This window comes from Roseofilum sp. KMC-1, assembly GCF_057802075.1.
The window spans coordinates 4,399,959-4,421,148 of record NZ_CM173605.1 but is presented as its reverse complement, the minus strand read 5'-3'; the positions used below and the strand labels follow the sequence as shown (position 1 = coordinate 4,421,148).

Sequence of the window (21,190 nt, the reverse complement as noted above, 5' to 3'; positions counted from 1 at the left end):
AACATATATTCATATTTAAATCTAGCTAAATTGATGAGCCATAATTCTAATGGAGATAATATCCCAGAAAATATTCATGCTGCAAGCAGTCCCCAAAAATGTTTTGAGATGGCACAAAAATATGGATGGCAACTTAAGGTTATCCGTAACACCAGAGACCGCATCCTAAAAGTAGATTGCGTTTTTTATGGAAAGCAAACCAGTTTCGAGGATGAACGATATGAGACAAACATGGATTATCTACAAGAGTAGCGATGCAGATGCTTTAGGATGGGAAGAGCGGCAACTTTTACCATCAAGAAATTTAACCAGTATTCTGGCTGAAGAGTGGCATTATTCCAGCAATGGAGAAATTCCCAAAGTGGGCGATCGCGTGAGAGAGTATATGAATGTCAGCGATCCGGGTAATGGTGTAACTCACGGACGTGAGGGTGAATGGAAGGTGGTACAGGTTTGCCAATTTGCCAGTTTTGATACGGATGAACGAATTGTGGTCTGTTACTGTCAGTATCAACCGATTAATGATCAATGGGAAGAATTGCCGAGGGGGGCTGCTGTTGAGGCGCTACTGGAAACCTCACACCAGAAAGTCTAATATCATTTAAAACTGAAAAAGGGGGGTTATGACTCCCCGTTTTTTCGGGCTAAATTCATGGCTTTTTCTGCCTGCTGACAGAGCTGCTCTAATTCCTGACCCTGTTTATGTCCGCTTGCGGAATCGGGAAATTGAGCATAGCCGCTACTGAGGGTAATTTTAATCGGTTTTAATCCCCCCAAATCGATCTGAGTGACTTGAGCGAGAATCTTCTCAATTAATTTCTCGGTTTGTCGGGGGTTGATTCCTGGAACGGCTAATAAAAATTGATCGTCTCCCCATCGGACAATTAGGGTTTCTGGGGGGACTTGCTGGCGTAAAATTTGGGCAATATTTTGCAAGATGAGATCGCCAACTCGATAGCCTCCCTGTTGATTAATCTGCCGAAAGTCATCGATATCTAATAGGATGATGGTTAAGGACTGCCGATCCTGATGGCATCTTTCTAACTGATGTTCAAGTTTTGTCCAAGCTGGATAGCGGCGAATCACTTGGGTGAGTTCATCCTGGGGATCGATTTGAGGAGAGAGGTTTAAACGAGAGTGTAGGAGTTGATGGCGCTCTAAGCGGTTTAGGATGCGGGTGACTAATTCGGAATCGGTTGCTGTTTTATTGACATAATCATCTGCACCCAGAGAATAGAGATGATTAATGGTTTCTGGGTCGTTATAGCTGGTTAAAAAGAGGATAGGTAAGCTATTCCAGTCTGGATCGTTGCGAACTTCTTCACAGAGATTGAGTCCAGTAATATCAGGCATATCGATGTCTAAAATGAGCAGATGGGGTTGAACTTTTTTGAGGGTTGACCAAAAATTATGGGGATTTCCCAGGGGTGTGATGTTAATTCCCCAGGGGGGAAGACAGGTGGTGAGACGTTGATGAATTAAGGGATCATCATCAACAGCGAGAACCACTAGGGGAGCGGGAAGGTCGGAGTTCTCAGGATCGGCGAAATCAGGCCTTTCTTTTTTCTGGACTTTAGCTTTGGGTTCCGGGGGGATGAGCAGGTTTTGCAGTTGTTTCAGATGCGATCGCAATTCGCCTCCCTTATACCTACAGCGATCGGATTGGAACATGGTTTCTATTGACCGAGCGATTTCTGAGCCTTGGGGATAGCCAAACATGCCCAAAGATCCCACTAACTTATGGGCTGCTCGTTGCCCTTCCTGACGCATATCCTCACTATATTTTCCTTGTTCTAAGGCAGCGATCGCATCCTCTAGCAGGGTTAACCGCTCTAGGATCGGCCCCTTGAATGACTCCCATAATTCGGCGATCGCCGTCTGAGTTTGCGCTTCTGGAGTTTCTAGTTGCTGGATGTCTCCATCCCTTGGGAGAGCCGGGATTTCCCTTGGCGAAGTATTAGGGGGTAAGGCTTTCATCCGATAACCCATACCATAAATGGTTTCAATCATGCCATCTGCTCCCACCTCCTTTAACTTGCGTCGCAGACGTTTCACATGGGCCCGCACCGTTTCTTCCCCTGGACTATCCGGAAATGACCATAAATAATCCAAAATACTACTACTACTAAAAATTCTCTCTGGATGGCGTAAAAATAACTCCAGCAAACCATATTCTTTAGCGGACAGAGAAAGGGGTTCTTGCTGATAAGTCACTTGGCAAGTTTTTGGATCTAAACATAATTCTCCCCAGACCAAAACCGATTGGGCATAGGTATGCCGACGGCGCATCACCGCCCGAATGCGGGCGTTCAATTCCTCTAGGGTACAGGGTTTAACCACATAATCATCAGCTCCGGCATCTAGACCTTTGACTTTATCTGCACTCTGATGTCTACCGGTTAATAAGATAATCGCCCCTTCATATCCCTGTTGTCGTAAACGGCGACATAAATTTAAGCCATCTAATTTGGGTAGATCGATATCTAATAAAATTAAATCGTAGGTGAGCGCATCGGCATATTCCCAACCCATTTGGCCATCACCAGCAATATCCACCACATGGTGTTGATGGGTTAAAGCTTCCTTAAGCATGGGTGCTAAAATAGGATCATCTTCCGTGACTAAAATTCTCATAGTTATGGATTACTCCCTGTCCGGCTGTGAAACAAGAACAATGACCCTGGGGACTGGAATAGAATTAATACGCCCCAAGCAGAAGATTCAAGGGCCAAAAACGGCGAATTGTCCCCAAGAATTGGGTGGCTCTCCCTGAAGCGATCCCCAGTGGATTGAACCCGTTCCCCCATCGGTCATATTTAAAGGTTTCCCTAGTAATTTTCACATATTCATGGGATTCTTGCGATCCCCCCCTATTCTGATGCGATCGATCGGTATTGTTGATAGACTACTTCAGAGATCTGAGATGACCGACTGCCCGATTCAACCCCATCTACATCGTTCGCTCTGTTTATTCCAAGGATATTTCCACCATGAGAGACCCTCTCACAGATCGAAGCCATCATAGGAACACTCAAGCGTTTGAAGTCTCTCGTGGCGATCGCCTGGTGTTAATTACCCATGCTCCTTCCCAAGCAGAACCCTTAAAACAACAATTAGTTAAACTGGGATATGAGGTTGAAATCTACCCGGATTGGAAATCGGATTTTAATTCAAGCTTTTTACCCCATTTAGTCTTAATTCAATCGGATTGTCCCTGTTATTGGAAACAGATTCACCAAAGCCTCAAATCCGATCCTAAAACCCACGGCATACCCTTACTGGTATTAACTGGGCATTCAGTCAAGGTACAAACCATCAAAACCTTTCTTCCCCAAGGAGTAAGATTTATTTCTTCCACCCAATCTACCGATCTCCTGAGTGCCATTGAAGCACAACTACATCACCGTCGGCTCGAAGAACAACTCAGACAAGAATCGGACTACATCCTAGCCTGTCCAGAATGTTATCTCTGGCAACAACCGATTCTCTCCTCTCCTGCTGCGGAGGATTCACGGATAGGAGATTCGCCCCTATTAGCCCTACAGCGAATAGCCCATTTTGGCAGTTGGGAATGGGAAGATCAGCAAAAGTCGGCGCTCGTTCAGGAAATCGGGGCTTCTCAGGAAACCTATCGCATTTTAGGCATTGCGCCCCAACGGTTGACCTATAGACAAGTGCTGAAAAGGCTTCATCCAGAGGAACGGCGAGAGTTTCACGATCGCATTCAAGGGGCTATTGTCAAAGCAGAAGCCCAAGATTGGGAACTCTCCCTCTATAGTGACGATGGACAACTGCGCTATTGCGAGCTACGAGTGCAACCGATTTTAGGTCTTGATGGTCAGGTGAGGGGGTTATTTGGCATTTTACTTGATATTAGCGATCGCAAACTTCTAGAGCAGAAAATCCAGACTTCAGAAATGGAAATGCGATCGGTATTTGGAGCCATGGGCGATATTGTCCTCGTCCTGGATCGAGCCGGAGAAACCATCAAAATGATTCCCACTGCTCCAGCATTGGGAGAGGGGGTAGAACGGATTTCGGAAACGATTAATCAGATTATTTATGGAGAAGAGCGAGCATCCCTCTGTCAGCAGTTAGAACAAGTTGTTCGCGATCGCATTACCTTGACCTTTGATTATTACCTCAATCTCGAAGACTCCAAAGTTTGGTTTTCTGCCACCTTATCCCCCATGTTAGAAGATCAGGTGATTTGGATTGCCCGCGACATCACCCAACGCAAACAAGCCGAATTAGAGCGAGACCTTGCCCTAGAACAGGCTCAATCGGCCAACCGCGCTAAAAGTCGATTTCTAGCCAATATGAGTCATGAGTTAAGAACACCTCTCAACGCCATTTTAGGGTTTACTCAGGTTCTCCTCCGAGATGTTGATTTATTGTCCGAATACCAAAAATCCCTAAACATTATTTATCGCAGTGGAGAGCATTTATTAGGACTGATTAATAATATTTTGGATTTATCTAAGGTGGAAGCGGGTTATATTGAGGTCAATCCAACATCCATTAATCTAGAAGTTTTCTTAGATACTCTTTATCAGATGCTCAGTCTGAGAGCCAGGGAAAAACAGCTTAAGTTTCAAGTCCAAAAAATGACTCCCTTTCCCCCCTGCTTGCAAACGGATGAGGGTAAGTTACGCCAAATTCTGATTAATTTACTCAGTAATGCGGTTAAATTTACCTCTAAGGGGCAGGTTATCTTACGGGTGTGGCTTTCGGAAATAGAGGGAAAAAAACCCTTATTGGCCTTTGAAGTTGAAGATACGGGGCCGGGTATTCCCCAGGGGGAAATTGAGTTATTGTTTCAACCCTTTCAGCAAACTTCAACGGGATTAGTCGCACCAGAGGGGACGGGTTTAGGTCTGTCCATTAGCCATAAACTTGTGGAGCTATTGGGAGGCCAGCTAATGGTATCGAGTGTGGTGAATCAAGGGAGTATTTTTAAGTTTCAGATTCCGGTAGAACTGGAGTGTTTCCCCCGAATTGAAGGGTATCAAGAGCATCGTCGAGTCAAAAGGTTAGCACCGGGCCAACCTTCTTATCGCATTTTAGTAGTTGAAGATCGTTTAGAGGATCGTCAATGGTTAGTACAGTTGCTGAAGATGGTAGGATTTGCAGTTGAGAGTGCAGGGAATGGCCAAGAGGCGATCGCCCAATGGCAAAAGTTTAATCCAGATCTGATTTTGATCCATTTGCAAATGCCCCATCAGCAGGGATTTCCAACCCTTGAACAGATTCAGACCCTCACTGAAAGAAAGTCCATACCCATGATCGCGATGACGGCCATGGTTTTTGAGAATGAAGATTATTTAAGGACTACTATCAGTTACGATAAGCTGCTTTATAAACCCATTCAAGAAAGTATTCTTTTTACAACACTGGCCGAATTTTTACCCCTAGAGTATACCTATGAAGATCGATCCCAAATCAGTTCTTTTTCAGAGGAAACTCATTCTCAACCCGTAGATCCGAGCGTATTGTTAACGATGCCAGAAGCCTGGCTCGAAGAGCTTTACTATTCAACAATTACCCTCGACGATCAACGCATTTTAGAGTTAATTGAAGATTTACCCTCCGATGGAGTTGAACTTATTCAATTTATTGAGCAAAGCTTAAATCGTTTTGATTTTGAGAGTTTGTTAGATCTGCTTACTCCACTGCTTCCTCAGTCTCTTCTTGAACCTCAGACATTAGAAGAGTAAAATAAAAGGATGTACCGAGATCAAGTTCGGATTTAAACCAGATTTTGCCTCCATGATTCTCAGCAATTTTGCGGCAGGTGGCTAACCCAATGCCATGACCACTATATTTTTTAGCATCATGGAAGCGCTTAAAGACTTGAAAGACTTCTTCGGTTTTTTCTGGTGGAATCCCAATACCATTATCTTTGATACTAATCAAGCATTTGGTTTTACGGATGACGGCTTTAATTTGAATTTCGGGTTGTCGATCCGGAGCGGTAAATTTAATGGCATTGTTAATTAAATTTTGAAACAGTTGAATGAGCTGGACTTCATTGCCTTGAACGATGGGTAATGAGGAGCAAATAATCTTGACATTGCGTTCGGCGATCGCACTGGCTAAGTTTTCTTGAACTTGATCTATAATCTCATTACAGTCAATCGGTTCTAAACTAATTTGCTCTTGTCCCATTTTGGCGTAGATTAGCAAATCCTGGATTAACCGCTTCATGCGATCGCCTGCACTGATAATACTTTGCAGATGGGTATATTCTTCGGGTTCTAACTTATCCTTTAACGTAAAATCCAGAATTCGGGCAAATCCTAAGATGCTTTGCATCGGTTGCTGTAAATCATGGGAGACGACCGAAGTAAATTTTTCTAGCTCCTGATTGGCTTGAGCCAGTTTATCATTATTTTCGATCAGTTGTTGTTGCAAAGAACGGATTTGTAAGTGATTTTTAACCCTAGCTAACACTTCGGCATTCTTAAAGGGTTTGGTAATATAGTCTGCTCCTCCTAGCTGGAAGGCTTTTACCTTATCCCAGGTATCATCGGAAGCACTAATAAAAATTATCGGGATATCACAGGTTTTCGGATCGTTTTTTAAGATTTTACAGACTTCATAGCCATCCATCTCTGGCATTCTAATATCTAATAAAATCAAGTCAGGTAAACAACTATAAATCGAATCAATCGCTGCTTTTCCGCTCAATGCTTTTCGCACATCATAGCCCATACCGCTTAAAATATCCGATAATAAGCGCACGTTGACGACATTATCATCAATGACTAAAATTTCCGCATGATTGACCAGTTGAGACTGAATATTCATAGTATGTCTTGAGAAGGTGCAAGAGTTTCGATTAGATCGAGAATCCGATCGAATTGAAAGTTATTTGACCAATGTTCTAGCCTATCAGCCAAACCGGGATCTGGAGAAGGAATGAATTGAATTAAATCAATAATTTCTGAATCCGATCCCTTCCGAGCGGCTTGGGACAACTGCTCGATCCAATCCGAAGGCATTTGTGTTAATATTTCTTTTAATTTTTCTGGACGATTGTCAAGGCTTGGAGCGGGGTTGGTATCGATCCACTCAACCCTAGAGTCTGCCGTTAATCCTGAAGTAATTTGGGTAGCTTCCAATGCGTTAGCATATTGATAATGAACTCCTAAATATTGGGTCATTTTTTGCCAAACCATTTCTTCTTGAACCGGTTGTTTGATGTAGTCATCCCACCCATTTGCCTTGAGATCTCCGAGTTGCTCCGATACAAATTCAGGGATCAGAGCAATTAAGACGGTATCTTTGCCTTTGGGTGTGGCTCGAATGGATTCAGTGGCTGTATGACCATCGATCGCCGAAGTTTGGATATCCATTAAAATCAAATCGGGAGACCAGTTTTGGCACAGGGCGATCGCTTCTTCACCTTGACTGACTTCGCGGACTTGGAATCCAACTGATTGCAGTAGGTTGACTAAGTTTTGTCGGTTGGCCCAGTGATGTTCAACTACTAATATACGATAGTTCGGTTGATTCGGAGCAAGTCCAATAACAGAGGATATTTCACTCTCTTCGTTAGGATTAATACTATCGTCAAGAATTAAAGGAATTTCAAAGCAAAAGCGAGATCCCTGGTTGACTTGGCTTTTGACTTTGATTTTCCCTCCCATTAAGTTGACCAGTCTTTGACTTAAGGCTAGACCTAGCCCCGTTCCGTCTTGAGAGGGGGCATTAGAGAAGGGATTAAATAGGGTAGATAAAATGTCTGAAGGAATGCCAATACCGGTGTCTTCAACCTCAAAGCGTAACTGTAAGGGGCAAGAAACTCGTAAAATAAGGGTTCCTGAATCGGTAAATTTAATACTATTATCGAGTAAGTTAATCAGCACTTGACGGAGTTTACGTTCGTCGGTTTGAAGGGTTCTGGGAGTATTCTCTGCTAGAATCAGTTGAAAAGTCAGTCCTTTGGCTGCGGCTCTGGTTTCAATGATATGGGTCAGGGAGCCGAGAAATTGGCACAAGTCAAAGGGTTTAGGATAGAGTTTGATCCGCCCGGATTCAAGTTTGGACATATCTAAAACATCGTTAATTAAGCGAAGCAGATGTTCTCCACTGTGATGAATAATGTTTAAGTAGTCTTGGACTCCATCGCTCAGGGTTGTATCTTGTTGCAAAATTTGGGTAAAGCCTAAAATCCCGTTGAGGGGTGTTCTGAGTTCATGGGTCATTTTGGCTAAGAATTCACTTTTGGCTTGGTTAGCGGATTCGGCTAGATCTTTGGCTTGAGCGAGTTCTTGGGATTGGCGTTGGGCGGTTTCTAGGACTTTGGCTTGTTGAAGAGCAATACCGAGTTGTTCGCCGATTTCAATGACAAAATGAATTTCACTGTCTGTCCAGAAGCGGGGATTGGAGTTTTGATAGCAGGCTAAGAGACCCCAGAGTTGGGTTTCGGTGAAGAGGGGAACGGTGAGATAAGCCATTGCTTGAAATTGATGCAGCAGGTTGAGATAGCAAGGGTTAAATCCGCACTGTTCGATGTCGGGAGCGGAGAAATAGGTGGTTGGGTGTTTATATCGTTCACTGCGGTTGTTTTGGAAGTAAGTATCAGTGATGGTCTGAGGGTTTTGGGTGTAGAGGTTAACTAAACAGCGATCGCGCTCTATGGATTCCGAGGGGTTAGCCATGACAGAAATCCACCCTTTACCTACGGATTCAGCGATAAATTGGCCACTCCAGTCTGGATTAAAGCGAAATACTCCTACGCGATCGCACTGTAGGGTTTTGCGGATATCTTCAACAATCATGGGGAAGACTTGCTCCATGTCTAGGGTACTCCGCATCCGTTCTAGGACTTGACGGGTGGCTTTTTCGAGTTTAATTTTCTCTTGTAGCTCGGTTAAGACTTGGTTGCGTTCGGCTTCTATTTTTTGACGTTCGGTAATATCATTCAGGAGGCAGAGAACATAGAATTTGGAGCGCAAATTGAGTAATTCAGCCGAGAGGAGAATGGTGCGAATTTCTCCGGTTTTGGTTAAAATTTGCAGCTCGTAGTTTTGGATGCGTTGCGATCGCTTCAGTTGGTTGAAGAGGCGATCGCGCTGGCTAGGATTGGCCCACAAATTCAGATCCACGGGTTTTTTACCCAGAGTCTCTGCTTTAGAATATCCGGTAATATCGATAAAGGCTTGATTGAGATCGATGAAGGCTCCATGGGGGTATTCGGCGATCGCCATGGGATAAGGACTGAGTAAAAAAGCTTTGGAAAATTTTTCTTCTGATTCCTGGAGCGCCTTTTGGGTTTTTTCTTGCTGTTCAATTTCGTGTTGTAATTGCCGGTTTTGATCCAGTAGTTGTTGTTCTAATGTCCGAATTCTCAACTGATGCTTGATTCTCACCAAGACTTCTTCGATTTGAAAGGGTTTAGTAATATAATCACATCCTCCTACCTCAAAAGCTCGGATTAAATCAATGGGATCGTCCAACGCACTAATGAAAATTACGGGAATATGAGATATGCGAGGATTTTCTTTTAGCCTTTGGCAAACTTGATACCCATTGAGATCGGGCATCCTAATATCGAGTAAAATTAGGTCAGGAGGAGCGGCTTGAATACTAATTAGAGCCATTTTACTATTTTTGACTCCACGAGCTTTATAACCGGCTTGTTTTAGGGCGCTACAGAGAACATGCAGGTTATTCATAGAATCATCAATAATTAAAATTTGGGGCCGAGGAGGCTTTAATGCTACCATCGTAAGAGTTAGTGATACATAAGTGCCGGTTTTCTAGGATCTCGGATGAAGATAGAGATATTTTAATAAAAGGGAATAGAACACCCAGGAAGTTTACTATAAAAGTGTCCTTTTATTACCATTGTATGAAAAATCAATTCACTTGTCTATCGGTATAGAGTCAGCTATGAGTTCTCGCCCAAAAACTAATCCCAGCTTACTGCGATCGCTCGTCAGTATTAGTCTGTTCATTTTCTTGTCTGTAGCGATCGCCTACTTACAGCAGTTTTCGCGCTTTATGAGGTACATTAATGGCAGTTTTTAAAGATCCCTAGAATAGCTCATTCATGTCCCCTTGCGGAAAGCTAGGTTGAGTCTGTTGTTTCCTCCCCCTATGTCCCCACTCCCCCATTCCCCTATTCCTCCAGCCAGAATGGAACGCGCTGTATTATTTTTAATCGATCGCGATTTCCATCCCTTCACGGGCTAACTTACCTTGGGGAAAAACCGCCTGTATTTGTCGTTCAATCCGATCCAAAGAATCATCCGTATAACCCGGATCGTGGTGAAACATCACCAACTGCTTCACTCCAGCTTTTTTCGCCACCTCAATACCACTTTTCCAATTCCAATCTTTCGGTTGAGGATTATCCTTCGCTCCCTGTTCATCAATCATCCAGGTATGTGTATCATAAATCAGTACATCTGCTTCCTGGGCTAACTCAATCAACCGAGGATCGAGGTTATCAGTATCTGCTTCGATATCCGTGGCGTAGACTACAACTTGGTTTCCATAGTGAACTCGATAGCCCAAGGTTTGGTTAATCGGATTCAAACAACAAGTATAAACTTCCATCGCTTCTAACTTCAGCACCTCTCCCGGTTCAACATCACAAAACTTCAGATCCGATCCCATAATTTCAATGGGGACTGGAAAGTTAGGCGGTTGCATTTGTTCCTTGAGTCGCTGTTGCATTGAATCGCCATTTACGGCGGAAGAACCATAAATATGAAAGCGATTGATAGGGATAAATGCGGGCACAAAGAAGGGAAAGCCCTGAATCCGATCCCACTGACAATGAGAGAGAAATAAATGGGCTTCCACGGGCATCCGACTTAAGAGATACTTACCCAGAAGGCGAACCCCAGTGCCCGCATCAAAAATCAATAGATGTTTAGGGGTTTCTAAGGTCACACAGGAAGTATTGCCACCGTAGCGGACGGTTTGTTCACCGGGCGTAGCTATATCACCTCGAACACCCCAGAATTTAAGGGTTAAGGGAGACGGAACAACGGATTCCGTATGATCCGGGTTGGATGCGGGTTTGACAACAGGAACTGAGGGATCGGATTGTGACATCTTTCGCTAAATTTAGCCTGGGTTTAGCTGAGTATTATTCTTGGGAACGACCAGAGCGTAAGTCGTCTTATATCTAGCCTAGCCATTGCTTCTAAAGTTTCCTGGTGGGGTTCACAGGGATAAACAAGAGGAGATAGAAAGGTAAACAGAGTATATGGGGTCATCTTAACCCGATCTGATTCAGATGTCCCACTATTACTTTGATTCATTTTCTTCGTCGATCTCCTGTTATCTGAGCAATGTTAATAAATACCGCTTGATTTCAAGTCTATGCGATCGAGACTTGTTGCACCCTAAGATCTAGGTTACCTAGATTTCCTGATTCTACCTTAATTTATTTTTTCAGGGGGGATGGTTTTACCCTAGGAGACCAGACGTGAGCAAACGGAGGGTTTCCCGATGTCACGCCTGTTGGGGTTAGGGAGAATGGCCCTGATGGGCGCAGAACTAATTACTTAGCACCTGCTTTGACACATTCTTCGACCAAGGGTAAGACTCGATCGACATCTTTCCAACCTAGGATTTCTACAGCTTTCTTCTCCAGGTTTTTGTAACTTTGGAAGAATTCTGCAATTTCTTCTAGTTTATGGGGGGCAACATCTTTAAGGGATTTGACACTGCTATACCGGGGGTCTTTATCCGGAACGCAGAGAATTTTTTCATCGCGATCGCCGCCATCAATCATCTCTAGCATTCCAATGGGTCGCGCAGCAATCACACACCCTGGAAAGGTCGGCTCATCCATCATGACCATACCATCAAGAGGATCGCCATCATCAGCTAGGGTATTGGGAATAAAGCCATAATCATAGGGATAGTGAACAGAGGAATACAATACTCGGTCTAGGGCAAAAGCTTGTAAGTCCTTATCATATTCGTACTTATTCTTGCTTCCGGCTGTGATTTCGATCAATACATTCAATAAGCCGGGTTTCGGTTGGGCGGGAATGAGTGATAAATCCAAGATTTTTCTCCAAATGGGATCGGTAGAGAAAGGAAGATCGCGCCTCCTCTCCCCGAATCAAATTTTAGGGGAAGATGGTCACCTCTCCCAACTCCGGGTCTAAATTAATGATTTTATAGCTGCTTATTTTTTTGAGTTAATGGGGGTCATTCTCTGGCTTGCGGTAAGGGATAGCTCACACCTGGCACAATTCTGGCATTACCTGAAGAATAGTAGGCGATCGCCCACAGGGGTAAGGCCAAGGTTAATAAAGCAATGGCCGTGCCAATCACATCTGCCACCCTCGGTTTTCGGGGTTGGCTCGGACTTACAGACTCACTATCTGATTCCATACAGAAAGGGTTTTAATGACCTCTATTGAACAAAACAAGAATTAAATAGGGAGGGGGAAGTTAATCAACCCCTCCCTTCTATTTTACTGATGGGGCAGAGCTAGATTGTTGGTTTGACAACAATCTTCACCACCTGGCGATTAACTCATTTCTGGAGTTGTTGATTCTGAAGATGGGGTCAGAAAGCGCCCCTGAATAGCTTGGGTGAGAATATGGGAGAGCAAACCGATGGGCCCGGCAAACAAACAGAGGATAATCGAATGAACCGTCCAGACTCCAGTCCGTTGTCCTTCCCAATAAATCCAGCGTCCCACAAATAAATCCATCACCAGAAAATGCACCCAACCGGTTGCTGTTGCCTGGGGATTGGCAAATAACCGAGCTAAATCCGCTAATTGGGGATTAGCTAAAGCCGCGGCCGACTCTCCATCAATCGTGCCCACGAGCAGATAAACATAAAAACCCGCTAGAGCCACAAAGGGAAGGAATGACTTCATCACCCATCGAGTTCCTCCCCAATTGGGTAGCACTATCATCAACGTCCAGAAGGGCAGCACAAAGAGGTTTGCGCCATTAAATAACCAATCGAGCATCATTCACTTCAAATAACCCAGTAGAGGCTATTATACTCTCCTATTTCTGAGCCATCCTTTAAACTAAATTGCGGTAGAGTCCTTTAGCCACATCTAATAGGACAATTAACTGTTGCCATTCAGGAGCATTGGGGTTAGAGCTATCAGCCCACTGAATTTTAATTTTTTTTTGCAGGTTTTCAATCGTGAGGTCATCTTTAGCTAAGGAGGGAGGAGAATCGGGCCCATCCACATCCGCACTTGCGCCTATTCCTGGAGTAGCGGGGTTAGAGCTAGGGGAATGTTCTTGAATCCGTTGGGCTTCCTTTGCCAACACTCGCGCCCGGCTCGATAAGTCCAACAAATTTTGCGGTAAAGAGGGTTCATCTGACAAATAGAGTGCAGATAATTCTCGCAAGAATCGGGAGACTTTATCCAGCCATTGCAAGTCTGTGTCTCCTTCTGGAAGATGGCCTGACTCATCTTGGTACATTCTTCTAATTTCTTGCGCTTTTTGGGATAAGGGCACAATTTGTTGGGCAAGAGGTTCTGGCAGTCTCGGTGTATCGGAGAGATAGGCTTGGGCAGTTTGCCGTAAGAAAAGACGGACTTTACCAATCCAATCTTGATATTTCGACTGCCAATTCACATCGTTCATAAACCCAATTTGCTGTTAATTTAATCTTGAATCACTTTTTAGTGATGAGAATGATGATGTCAGAGTTCCATGGATGTCACTGAGCTAAGTTTGGGGTTTACCCTTACACCCATGTTCTGAGAATACCCACTCTTACCAATCTAAACCAGAAAGGCGATCGCGGTCAAGCAACCTAGGCTTAACCCAGTTTAAGTAAGGTTAAGCTATTTCAACTGCGGTTTATTTTTCCGTCAGTTTCCATACCCCGTCCCAAGTTTCATCGGGCGGATTATCTTCATAGAGCATACAGCGCTGAATATGCAACTTAGCCGCTTTATTGTCTGGATCGACTTTCAGTACCTGTTGGAACTCCTCTTGAGCCTGTTTGAACGACTCTTTCGCCTTAGCTGCAAAGGGTTCACGAGCCAAATCAATAAACTTACGCAGTTGTGCTGAAGACATTTCTTGAGCTTCTTCAGCCAACATTTGCCGAGTCTCTGCTGCTCCGGCAAACTGACAGACTTTAGCTTGCAGCAACTTCTTCACCTGACGGGGCGTAAGCTCACTCACCTTTTCCGGTAAAGTAGTTTGCCAGTCGCTATCGGTGACGTTTTTACGGCTGAGGTCTTCAACATCGAGCATCCGTTTCAGGGTGGCTTCCCCTAAAATCTCGATCAATGCTTCCCGGTCAACCTGGGCCAGCATCTTCGAGATCATCTGAGTTTCATCATAGGAAATTTTCTTCAACTCCGAGTCGGACAACTCCTCTAACTGCTCCAAAACAGCTAGGATTTCGTTGTAAGACAACTTATCATGGGCCGGTTGTAAATAGTGCTTGCGTCCCTGCTCATAATGAGTTCTGATCGCTTCTTGCCTATCTGTCAAGGGACGACCGACTACAGAAGTCCCTTCTCGAATGCCCAATAACTCATAAATAGTTACGGGTTTGCTCTTTCCTTTTACGGTAATGTTATCGAGTTCTCGCACATAGACGCGATCGGCATAATTGATATAAGTCTTTTCACTAATTACGATGTCCGTTCCATACTGTTTACTGGTTCCTTCCAAACGGGAAGCCAAATTCACCCCGTCACCAATAGAGGTTAATTCCATCCGTTTGGACGAGCCGATGTTACCACTGACGACCACATCGGAGTGAATACCAATGCCAATACTAATTTCCATCAGTCCCTGAGATTTGCGCTTCTCATTATATTCGGCTAGGCGATAGCGCATTTCCACCGCAGTTTGCATGGCACACCAGGCATGATCTTCTAGGGGAGCGGGAGAGCCAAACACCGCCATTAGAGCATCACCGATGTATTTATCCAGGGTTCCACCATAGCGGAAGACCGAATCAACCATTTCCTCAAAGTAGCTGTTGAGCATGGCGACCACTTCTTCTGCTTGCAATTTTTCCGTTAATGTGGTATAGCTGCGAATGTCGCTAAACAGAACAGAAACTTCTTTGCGTTTCCCACCGAGTCCGGTGTCACCACTAGCGAGTAAAGATTCTGCCACCTCTGGGGTCATGTAGCGATACATCAGACTCTTGACTTGTTTTTCATCGCTGATGTCTTCCATAACTAATAATGCACCGTTGATTTTCGTCGAATCTAGGGCATCATTCATGGAATTGATGGAAAGGTTAACGCTTTGCTCGATGTCTTCCCCATCTTCTCCGGACAGAATTAAAGTTTGATCGGGGTAAAATTGCTGGCGATCTTTATTGTCTTTAGGTGCAAGGGCAGCATCGAACCACTTTTTAAAGTCCCCTTCTTTGATCCGAATCAGGGGCGGCAGCAATTGTCCTTGAAGCTCAGTTTTATCGAGTCCTAAGAGTTCCTTAGCACATTCATTAGCTGCAATAATGTGACCGTTTTTATCCGTGGAAATTACGCCATTGGTTAAGCTTCGCAGGATATCTTCCTGCATTTTCTGTTGTTGTTTGACCTGATCGAAGAGTTTGGCGTTTTGTAGGGCGACTCCGGCTTGAATATTAAAGGCTCGCATGAATTCTAGGTCATTGCGATTAAAGCTGGATTTCCATTGTTCAGGAGCTTCGGGCCAGTGTTCGGGGTTGTAGTCGGGATATTCCCCTTGTTTTTTCTTGTTAATGAGCTGGGTTACGCCAATGAGCCGATCGTCAGCATTGAAGACCGGCATACAGAGCATACTACAGGTACGATAGCCGGTTTTTTGGTCTGTTTTTTTGGAGGTTTCGGAGCGCTCATCGTTATAGAGGTCAAAGGGAATGAGCAGGGGTTCTCCAGACTGGGCCACCATTCCGGCAAATCCGGCGCTTCTGGGTATGCGAATTTCGGTTAAGTTGCCTCCAATGGGAATTTTTGTCCAGAGTTCTCCTTTTTCTTCGTCTAATAGCCATAGAGTAGAGCGATCGGCGTTCATCAGTTCTTTGGCCTGATCCATGACTTTTTTGAGGGTGTCTTCTAGATCGAGGCTGCTCTTGCTGAGGGAGTTAACGGCGTTCATCAGAGCAGAAGCTGCCCGTTGCCGTTGGGTGGCGGCGTAGAACGATTTGGAGGATTGTAGAATGAGGCGAATGGAGGGGGCAAATTCTTTGAAGACTTGTTCATCGTCTTCGGTGAAGCCCTTGAGGTCGATTTTGTCATCTAAGTCGGCTTCGCGATCGACATCGATTTTGAGTTTATTGATCAGTTGGACGACGGCGACTAATTCCCCAGTTTCTTCGTTTTCCAGGGGCATGGCGACCATGGTGTAGGTGCGGTAGCCATTTTTCTTGTCGAAGACTTTGGCGGTGGTCGATCGCGGATCGTCATAGAAGTCGTAGGGAATGTTGACGACTTTGCGAAAGGTTGCCACTTCTCCGGCGATTCCTTTATCGGCGGGAATGCGAATTTCTAGAGCGTTGCCTTTTTCGTCTTTGGCAACGATGGTGAAGAGTTCATTTTTTTCTTCATCAAACAGAAAGATACTGGTGCGATCGGCGTTGAGGAGTTCCCCCGTTTTCAGGGTAATCGATCGCAGCATTTCATCAAGGATGGCATCAAACCCCTGATTATCCAGGAGGTTATCCAACATTGATAGGGTTTGATTAACGACCTTGAGTTTATCTTCTACATCACTAACAACTTGCTTGAAGGTATCTTTTTTTAGGGGCGCTAGGAAACTGGAGAAATCGCCGCCGCCTCCTGTGGTGACTAATCCTCCGCCTCTGGTTGGGGCGACACTGGGTTCTGGGGGAGCTGGTTCTGGGGCATTGCCCTCTACATCTATGACCGTTGCGGATACGGTACGGGCAGGGGTTTCATCCGTACTAATTGCATCAATATCGATCGTGGTGGCGGTTGTGTCCACAATAGGAGAGTTTGAAGATGAGGTTGCCATAGATGTCACCGATATATAAGATTTATGTCTTGGTTTGGCGGGAAACTCAAGGGCCTAACGGCGTTTTTTTTAATGTATTGAGCTACAGCTAAGATAACGAAACCATCGGTTAGGTGGATCTTAAGGGAGGAATCCAGAAGATTCAAGAGCTAGGATAGCCTAATTTTAATAGCAATTGAATTTTGCGGCCATGAATGGGGGAGATTCGAGGGCTATTCTTGGCTCTGGTTAAGGGTTTTATCCCTATACTGAAAAATAAGTCCAGGGAGTTTGGGTAGGTGTTCATGGAAGAAAATTATGGGGTTTAAGGGGACTGATGATAGCGTTTGCGTTTTTTGGCTGCTTGCACCAATAAGGATTGGGCAAAGGATAGGGCTTCGATCGCCGAGTTGCCTCCGGTGAGTTGGGCGAGTTCTTGGGAGCGTTGTTGCTCGTCGAGGGTTGTGACTCGAACGACGGTTCTGGGTTCGTTGGCGGCTGTTTCGGTAATGGTTTCTTTCCGCACTTGTAAATGGCGATCGGCGAGGGAAGCAATCAGGGGTTGGTGGGTAACACAAAGAACTTGATGATGTTGGGAAAGTTGGTGAAGTTTGTCGGCGATCGCCTCTGCCACTCGTCCCGATACCCCCACATCGATTTCGTCAAAGACGAGGGTATTGACGGGGTTAATCTGGGAAAAACAAGCAGTTAAGGCCAACAAAAAGCGGCTCATTTCTCCCCCGGAAGCGGTGGTAGCTAGGGGTTGGATCGGTTCTCCGGGGTTGGTGCTGATGCCGAAGGTGATGCGATCGCCCCCTGTGGCTGTTATGGGGATAGCACTCAGAGCGACTTTGAATTGCACTTTTTCCATGGCTAGGGGTTTGAGTTCCTTGACCAAACGGGCCTCTAGTTTAGCGGCTGCCTTTTGCCGTTGGAAGTGTAGCTGATTACATAATGTTTTTAACTGCTCTAGGGCTTGTTGATAGTCTTTTGCCAATTGTTCTAGGGATTCACTGCTGGCGGTGAGGTCATTGAGTTCAGCTTGAATGTTGTGCCAGTAGCTGAAGACTTCGGATAGGGAGGGGCCATATTTGCGACAGATTTGTTTGAGTTGAATCAGGCGCGATTCAATGATATCGAGCCGTTCGGGGTCAGTTTCCAGGCGATCGCCATAGGCATTGATTTGTTGTCCGGCTTCTTCGACTTGCACGAGGGCTTCATTTACTAAGTCTAAAATCGGTTGTAGTTGGGGATCGTAGGGCAAAATATCATCGAGCAGGCTTTTGGCTTCTCCGAGCAGATCGGCAGCCGCTAGGGAGCGATCGCCTTGATACAGGGCTTGATAAATTTGATAACTTTTTTGTTGCAGTTCTACACTATGGGAGAGCCGTTGACTCTCCTGTTCGAGTTCGCTTAATTCATCAGCGCTGGTGAGTTGGGCTTGATTTAATTCTGTCAGTTGATAGTCTAAAAGATCGATCCGTTGCAGTCGAGATTGTTCATCTTGGCGCTGGCGCTGAAGTTGAGCCTTCAATTTTTGGGTCGTTTCATAGGCAGTTACCACTTGTTGTTGTATGGCTAAGAGTTCGCCCCCCCCATAGAGATCTAACCATTGTCTTTGTCGTTGAGGATCTCCGAGTTGTACGGTTTGTCCCTGAGCGGTGAGACTGGCTAACCCTTCCCGCAAGGCTTCCATTTGCCGACGGTTAACCAGAATTCCATTCAAACGCGATCGCGATCGATATGTGCCTTCATAGATCTTAATCTCCCGACTACAAGTTAGGGTTTCATCTTCGAGTGGCTCAATGTCCTGTTCTTGCAGCCATTCCCGAATCAAGGGAGAGAGGGTAAAGGTTGCCTCAATTAACCCCTGGGAGGCTCCAGAGCGGATCGCTTTCGGGTTGAATTTGCCTCCTAGGGCAGCATCCAAGGCATCAAGAATAATCGATTTCCCCGCTCCAGTTTCCCCAGTGAATACCGTTAAGCCTGGGCCAAAGTCCAATTCTAGGCGATCGATTAAAGCAAAGTTCTCAATTTTCAGGGAGATTAACATAGACGGCATACTTACCAGCAAAGCACTTGATCCAGGAAACCGAATGAAATTGATCGAGCTTGTCGGAGGGCAAATTGTTACAATTACTTTACAAAGTGATTAATCTGTCCCACCTCAAGCCATGAATGTCAATATGTCATCTTCATCTTCCCATCAACAGGGGTTGTCAACCCTTGAGGACTCTGGAAGTCCCGCTTATTCTTCTCCTGCACATTTTAGTCCTATGTCAGAACCGACGCTCACACCCAATGATTCAACCGTAGAACCCCCGGAAATCCATTATGATCCCCTAGAGTTAGTCGCCTTTTACCGTTCCCGTACCTGGGAAGTTTGGGGACGCATGATCACCCTAGTCTGGTCTTTTTTGGGCTTAGTTTTGGGGTTATGGTGGGATAAACGAACCAGAAGTTCGGAAAAGCAGCAGCGACGTAGAGCGGTTCAGTTGCGGGAGACCTTAACCCAATTGGGCCCAGCTTATATTAAAGTAGGGCAGGCTTTATCGACTCGCCCCGATCTACTGCCTCCCGTGTTTTTAGAGGAATTAACCCGGCTTCAAGACCAACTGCCCCCGTTTCCCAATCAGGTAGCGTACCAGTTTATTGAAGAGGAGTTAGGCGATCGCCCCGAATTTGTCTATGCTGAAATTAGCTCTAAACCCGTAGCGGCTGCTTCTTTGGGACAGGTTTACAAGGGTAAGCTCAAATCAGGAGAAACCGTCGCTATTAAAGTTCAGCGTCCGGATTTGCGGGAAAGAATTTCTCTCGATTTGTATATTCTTCGTAGTTTAGCGGGTTGGGTACAGAAAAGTTGGCGCTTACGCAGCGATTTAGTTGCTATTGCTGATGAGTTTGGCGCTCGCATTTATGAAGAAATGGACTATACCCATGAAGGCAGAAATGCCGAACGCTTTGAGCAGTTGTATGGTTATCTGCCCGATATTTATGTGCCCCGGATTTATTGGCAATATACCAACCGTCGGGTATTAACTATGGAGTGGATTACGGGCACAAAATTAACTGATTTAGAGAAAATTCGCCAGCAAGGTTTAGATCCGTCCTATTTAATTGAAGTCGGAGTTGAATGTTCCCTCCGGCAATTGCTCGAACATGGCTTTTTCCATGCCGATCCCCATCCGGGGAACTTACTGGCTTCTGGTGATGGCAAATTGGTCTATCTGGATTTTGGCATGATGAGCGAAGTTAAGCCCTATCAACGCTATGGTTTGATTGAGGCGATCGTCCATTTAGTTAATCGAGATTTTTCTGCCTTGGCCCATGATTATGTCAAATTAGAATTTCTCACACCAGATACAGATTTAACCCCCATTATCCCCGCTTTATCTCAAGTTTTTGATGATGCTCTGGGCGCATCTGTGGCAGAGTTAAACTTTAAGAATATTACGGATCAACTCTCCCAGGTCATGTATGATTATCCCTTTCGGGTTCCCGCCTATTATGCCTTGATTATTCGGTCTTTGGTGACCTTAGAAGGGATTGCCATTAATGTGAATCCTAATTTTAAGGTCTTGAGTAAAGCCTATCCTTATGTCGCCAAACGCCTCTTAACCGATCAGTCTCCAGAGTTGCGAACTTCTTTAAGGGAGTTGTTATTCAAAGATGGTAGTTTCCGATGGAATCGTTTAGAAAATTTGTTAAAAAATGCCCGTGATAGCCAAGATTATGATTTAGATCTAGTCTTGAATCAAACCATTGATTTTCTATTTTCCGATCGAGGGAGTTTTATTCGCGATCGCATCGTTGAGGAAATTGTTAAGAGTGTGGATGCTCTGGGACGCAATACTTTAGAAAATGTCACCTATCGCTTCCGCAAAACAGTCGGCATGAATGGACAAAATCCAGTTCAACCGGTTTCTGTAACTAATCCAGAAGATCGGAAAAATCTCGAACATATTCAGCGAATTTTACAAATTGTACAGGAAACTCAAGGGTTTGATCCGATGAAAATTATGCCCTTATTGCCTAAAGTTTTATTGAAGCCAGAAACCCAACAAATGGGACAACAAATTGCTAGTGGATTGGCTCAACGGGTTCTGGCGCGGTTTATTCGTGAAGTTTTACTCAGTGAAGAGATGGGAAATGGTACTTCTGAAAAAAAGTTGGCATCGGTTCCTAAATCAGATTCTTCTCCTTTGGCTTTACCTGCTGCGGTGATATCGAGGTAAAGATATAGTCCTTTGCCCTAGGCAAAATG

General features: G+C 44.9%; 15 protein-coding genes. 5 read left to right on the top strand and 10 right to left on the bottom strand.

Annotated elements, in window-relative coordinates; genetic code table 11:
• Nucleotides 1–33 precede the first annotated feature (33 nt).
• Both AC3FZD_RS20320 and AC3FZD_RS20315 read left to right on the top strand, forming a co-directional pair.
• The gene (locus AC3FZD_RS20320) at nt 34–252 is read left to right on the top strand and encodes a hypothetical protein (protein ID WP_488737765.1); all 219 of its coding nucleotides are present in this window, start codon (nt 34–36) and stop codon (nt 250–252) included.
• Complete coding sequence (locus AC3FZD_RS20315; RefSeq protein ID WP_488737764.1) at nt 221–595, top strand: hypothetical protein; 375 nt, start codon at nt 221–223, stop codon at nt 593–595. Before AC3FZD_RS20320 ends, AC3FZD_RS20315 begins: the two co-directional genes overlap by 32 nt.
• Nucleotides 596–621: 26 nt before the next feature.
• Here the strand turns inward: AC3FZD_RS20315 and AC3FZD_RS20310 are convergent, their stop codons facing one another.
• Complete coding sequence (locus AC3FZD_RS20310) at nt 622–2,634, bottom strand: response regulator (RefSeq protein ID WP_488737763.1); 2,013 nt, start codon at nt 2,632–2,634, stop codon at nt 622–624.
• A gap of 356 nt (nt 2,635–2,990) precedes the next feature.
• Here AC3FZD_RS20310 and AC3FZD_RS20305 point away from each other — a divergent pair, with 356 nt between their 5' ends.
• Complete coding sequence (locus AC3FZD_RS20305; protein ID WP_488737762.1) at nt 2,991–5,717, top strand: hybrid sensor histidine kinase/response regulator; 2,727 nt, start codon at nt 2,991–2,993, stop codon at nt 5,715–5,717.
• On the opposite strand, the gene AC3FZD_RS20300 is transcribed toward AC3FZD_RS20305, so the two are convergent.
• Nucleotides 5,665–6,810 carry an ATP-binding protein gene (locus AC3FZD_RS20300; RefSeq protein ID WP_488737761.1) on the bottom strand — a complete coding sequence of 382 codons (1,146 nt, stop codon included), beginning with the start codon at nt 6,808–6,810 and terminating at the stop codon, nt 5,665–5,667. The two genes, AC3FZD_RS20305 and AC3FZD_RS20300, sit on opposite strands and share 53 nt — an antisense overlap.
• On the bottom strand, nt 6,807–9,734 hold the full coding sequence (locus AC3FZD_RS20295) for a response regulator (protein ID WP_488737760.1): 2,928 nt from the start codon (nt 9,732–9,734) through the stop codon (nt 6,807–6,809). Before AC3FZD_RS20295 ends, AC3FZD_RS20300 begins: the two co-directional genes overlap by 4 nt.
• A 166-nt stretch (nt 9,735–9,900) precedes the next feature.
• Between AC3FZD_RS20295 and AC3FZD_RS20290 the strand changes: the two genes are divergently transcribed.
• Nucleotides 9,901–10,038, top strand: a complete 138-nt coding sequence (locus AC3FZD_RS20290) for a hypothetical protein (protein WP_488737759.1) — start codon at nt 9,901–9,903, stop codon at nt 10,036–10,038.
• Between the two features lie 129 nt (nt 10,039–10,167).
• Here AC3FZD_RS20290 and AC3FZD_RS20285 read toward each other — a convergent pair whose 3' ends face one another.
• From AC3FZD_RS20285 to recN, 7 genes are all read right to left on the bottom strand, one after another.
• The gene (locus tag AC3FZD_RS20285; RefSeq protein WP_488737758.1) at nt 10,168–11,073 is read right to left on the bottom strand and encodes an MBL fold metallo-hydrolase; all 906 of its coding nucleotides are present in this window, start codon (nt 11,071–11,073) and stop codon (nt 10,168–10,170) included.
• Between the two features lie 451 nt (nt 11,074–11,524).
• Nucleotides 11,525–12,037, bottom strand: coding sequence for an inorganic diphosphatase (locus tag AC3FZD_RS20280; protein WP_488737757.1), 513 nt, complete (start codon nt 12,035–12,037; stop codon nt 11,525–11,527).
• Nucleotides 12,038–12,183: 146 nt separating this feature from the next.
• Nucleotides 12,184–12,369, bottom strand: coding sequence for a TLTLP motif-containing protein (locus tag AC3FZD_RS20275; protein ID WP_488737756.1), 186 nt, complete (start codon nt 12,367–12,369; stop codon nt 12,184–12,186).
• Nucleotides 12,370–12,509: 140 nt separating this feature from the next.
• Complete coding sequence (locus AC3FZD_RS20270; RefSeq protein ID WP_488737755.1) at nt 12,510–12,965, bottom strand: ABA4-like family protein; 456 nt, start codon at nt 12,963–12,965, stop codon at nt 12,510–12,512.
• A 55-nt stretch (nt 12,966–13,020) separates the two neighbouring features.
• Complete coding sequence (locus AC3FZD_RS20265; protein WP_488737754.1) at nt 13,021–13,599, bottom strand: hypothetical protein; 579 nt, start codon at nt 13,597–13,599, stop codon at nt 13,021–13,023.
• A gap of 219 nt (nt 13,600–13,818) precedes the next feature.
• Nucleotides 13,819–16,947: a GAF domain-containing protein gene (locus AC3FZD_RS20260; protein WP_488737753.1), complete on the bottom strand. Its 3,129-nt coding sequence runs from the start codon at nt 16,945–16,947 to the stop codon at nt 13,819–13,821.
• Between the two features lie 304 nt (nt 16,948–17,251).
• Nucleotides 17,252–18,979: a DNA repair protein RecN gene (gene recN / locus AC3FZD_RS20255; protein ID WP_488737752.1), complete on the bottom strand. Its 1,728-nt coding sequence runs from the start codon at nt 18,977–18,979 to the stop codon at nt 17,252–17,254.
• Nucleotides 18,980–19,100: 121 nt separating this feature from the next.
• Between recN and AC3FZD_RS20250 the strand changes: the two genes are divergently transcribed.
• Complete coding sequence (locus AC3FZD_RS20250) at nt 19,101–21,161, top strand: ABC1 kinase family protein (protein ID WP_488737751.1); 2,061 nt, start codon at nt 19,101–19,103, stop codon at nt 21,159–21,161.
• Nucleotides 21,162–21,190 lie beyond the last annotated feature (29 nt).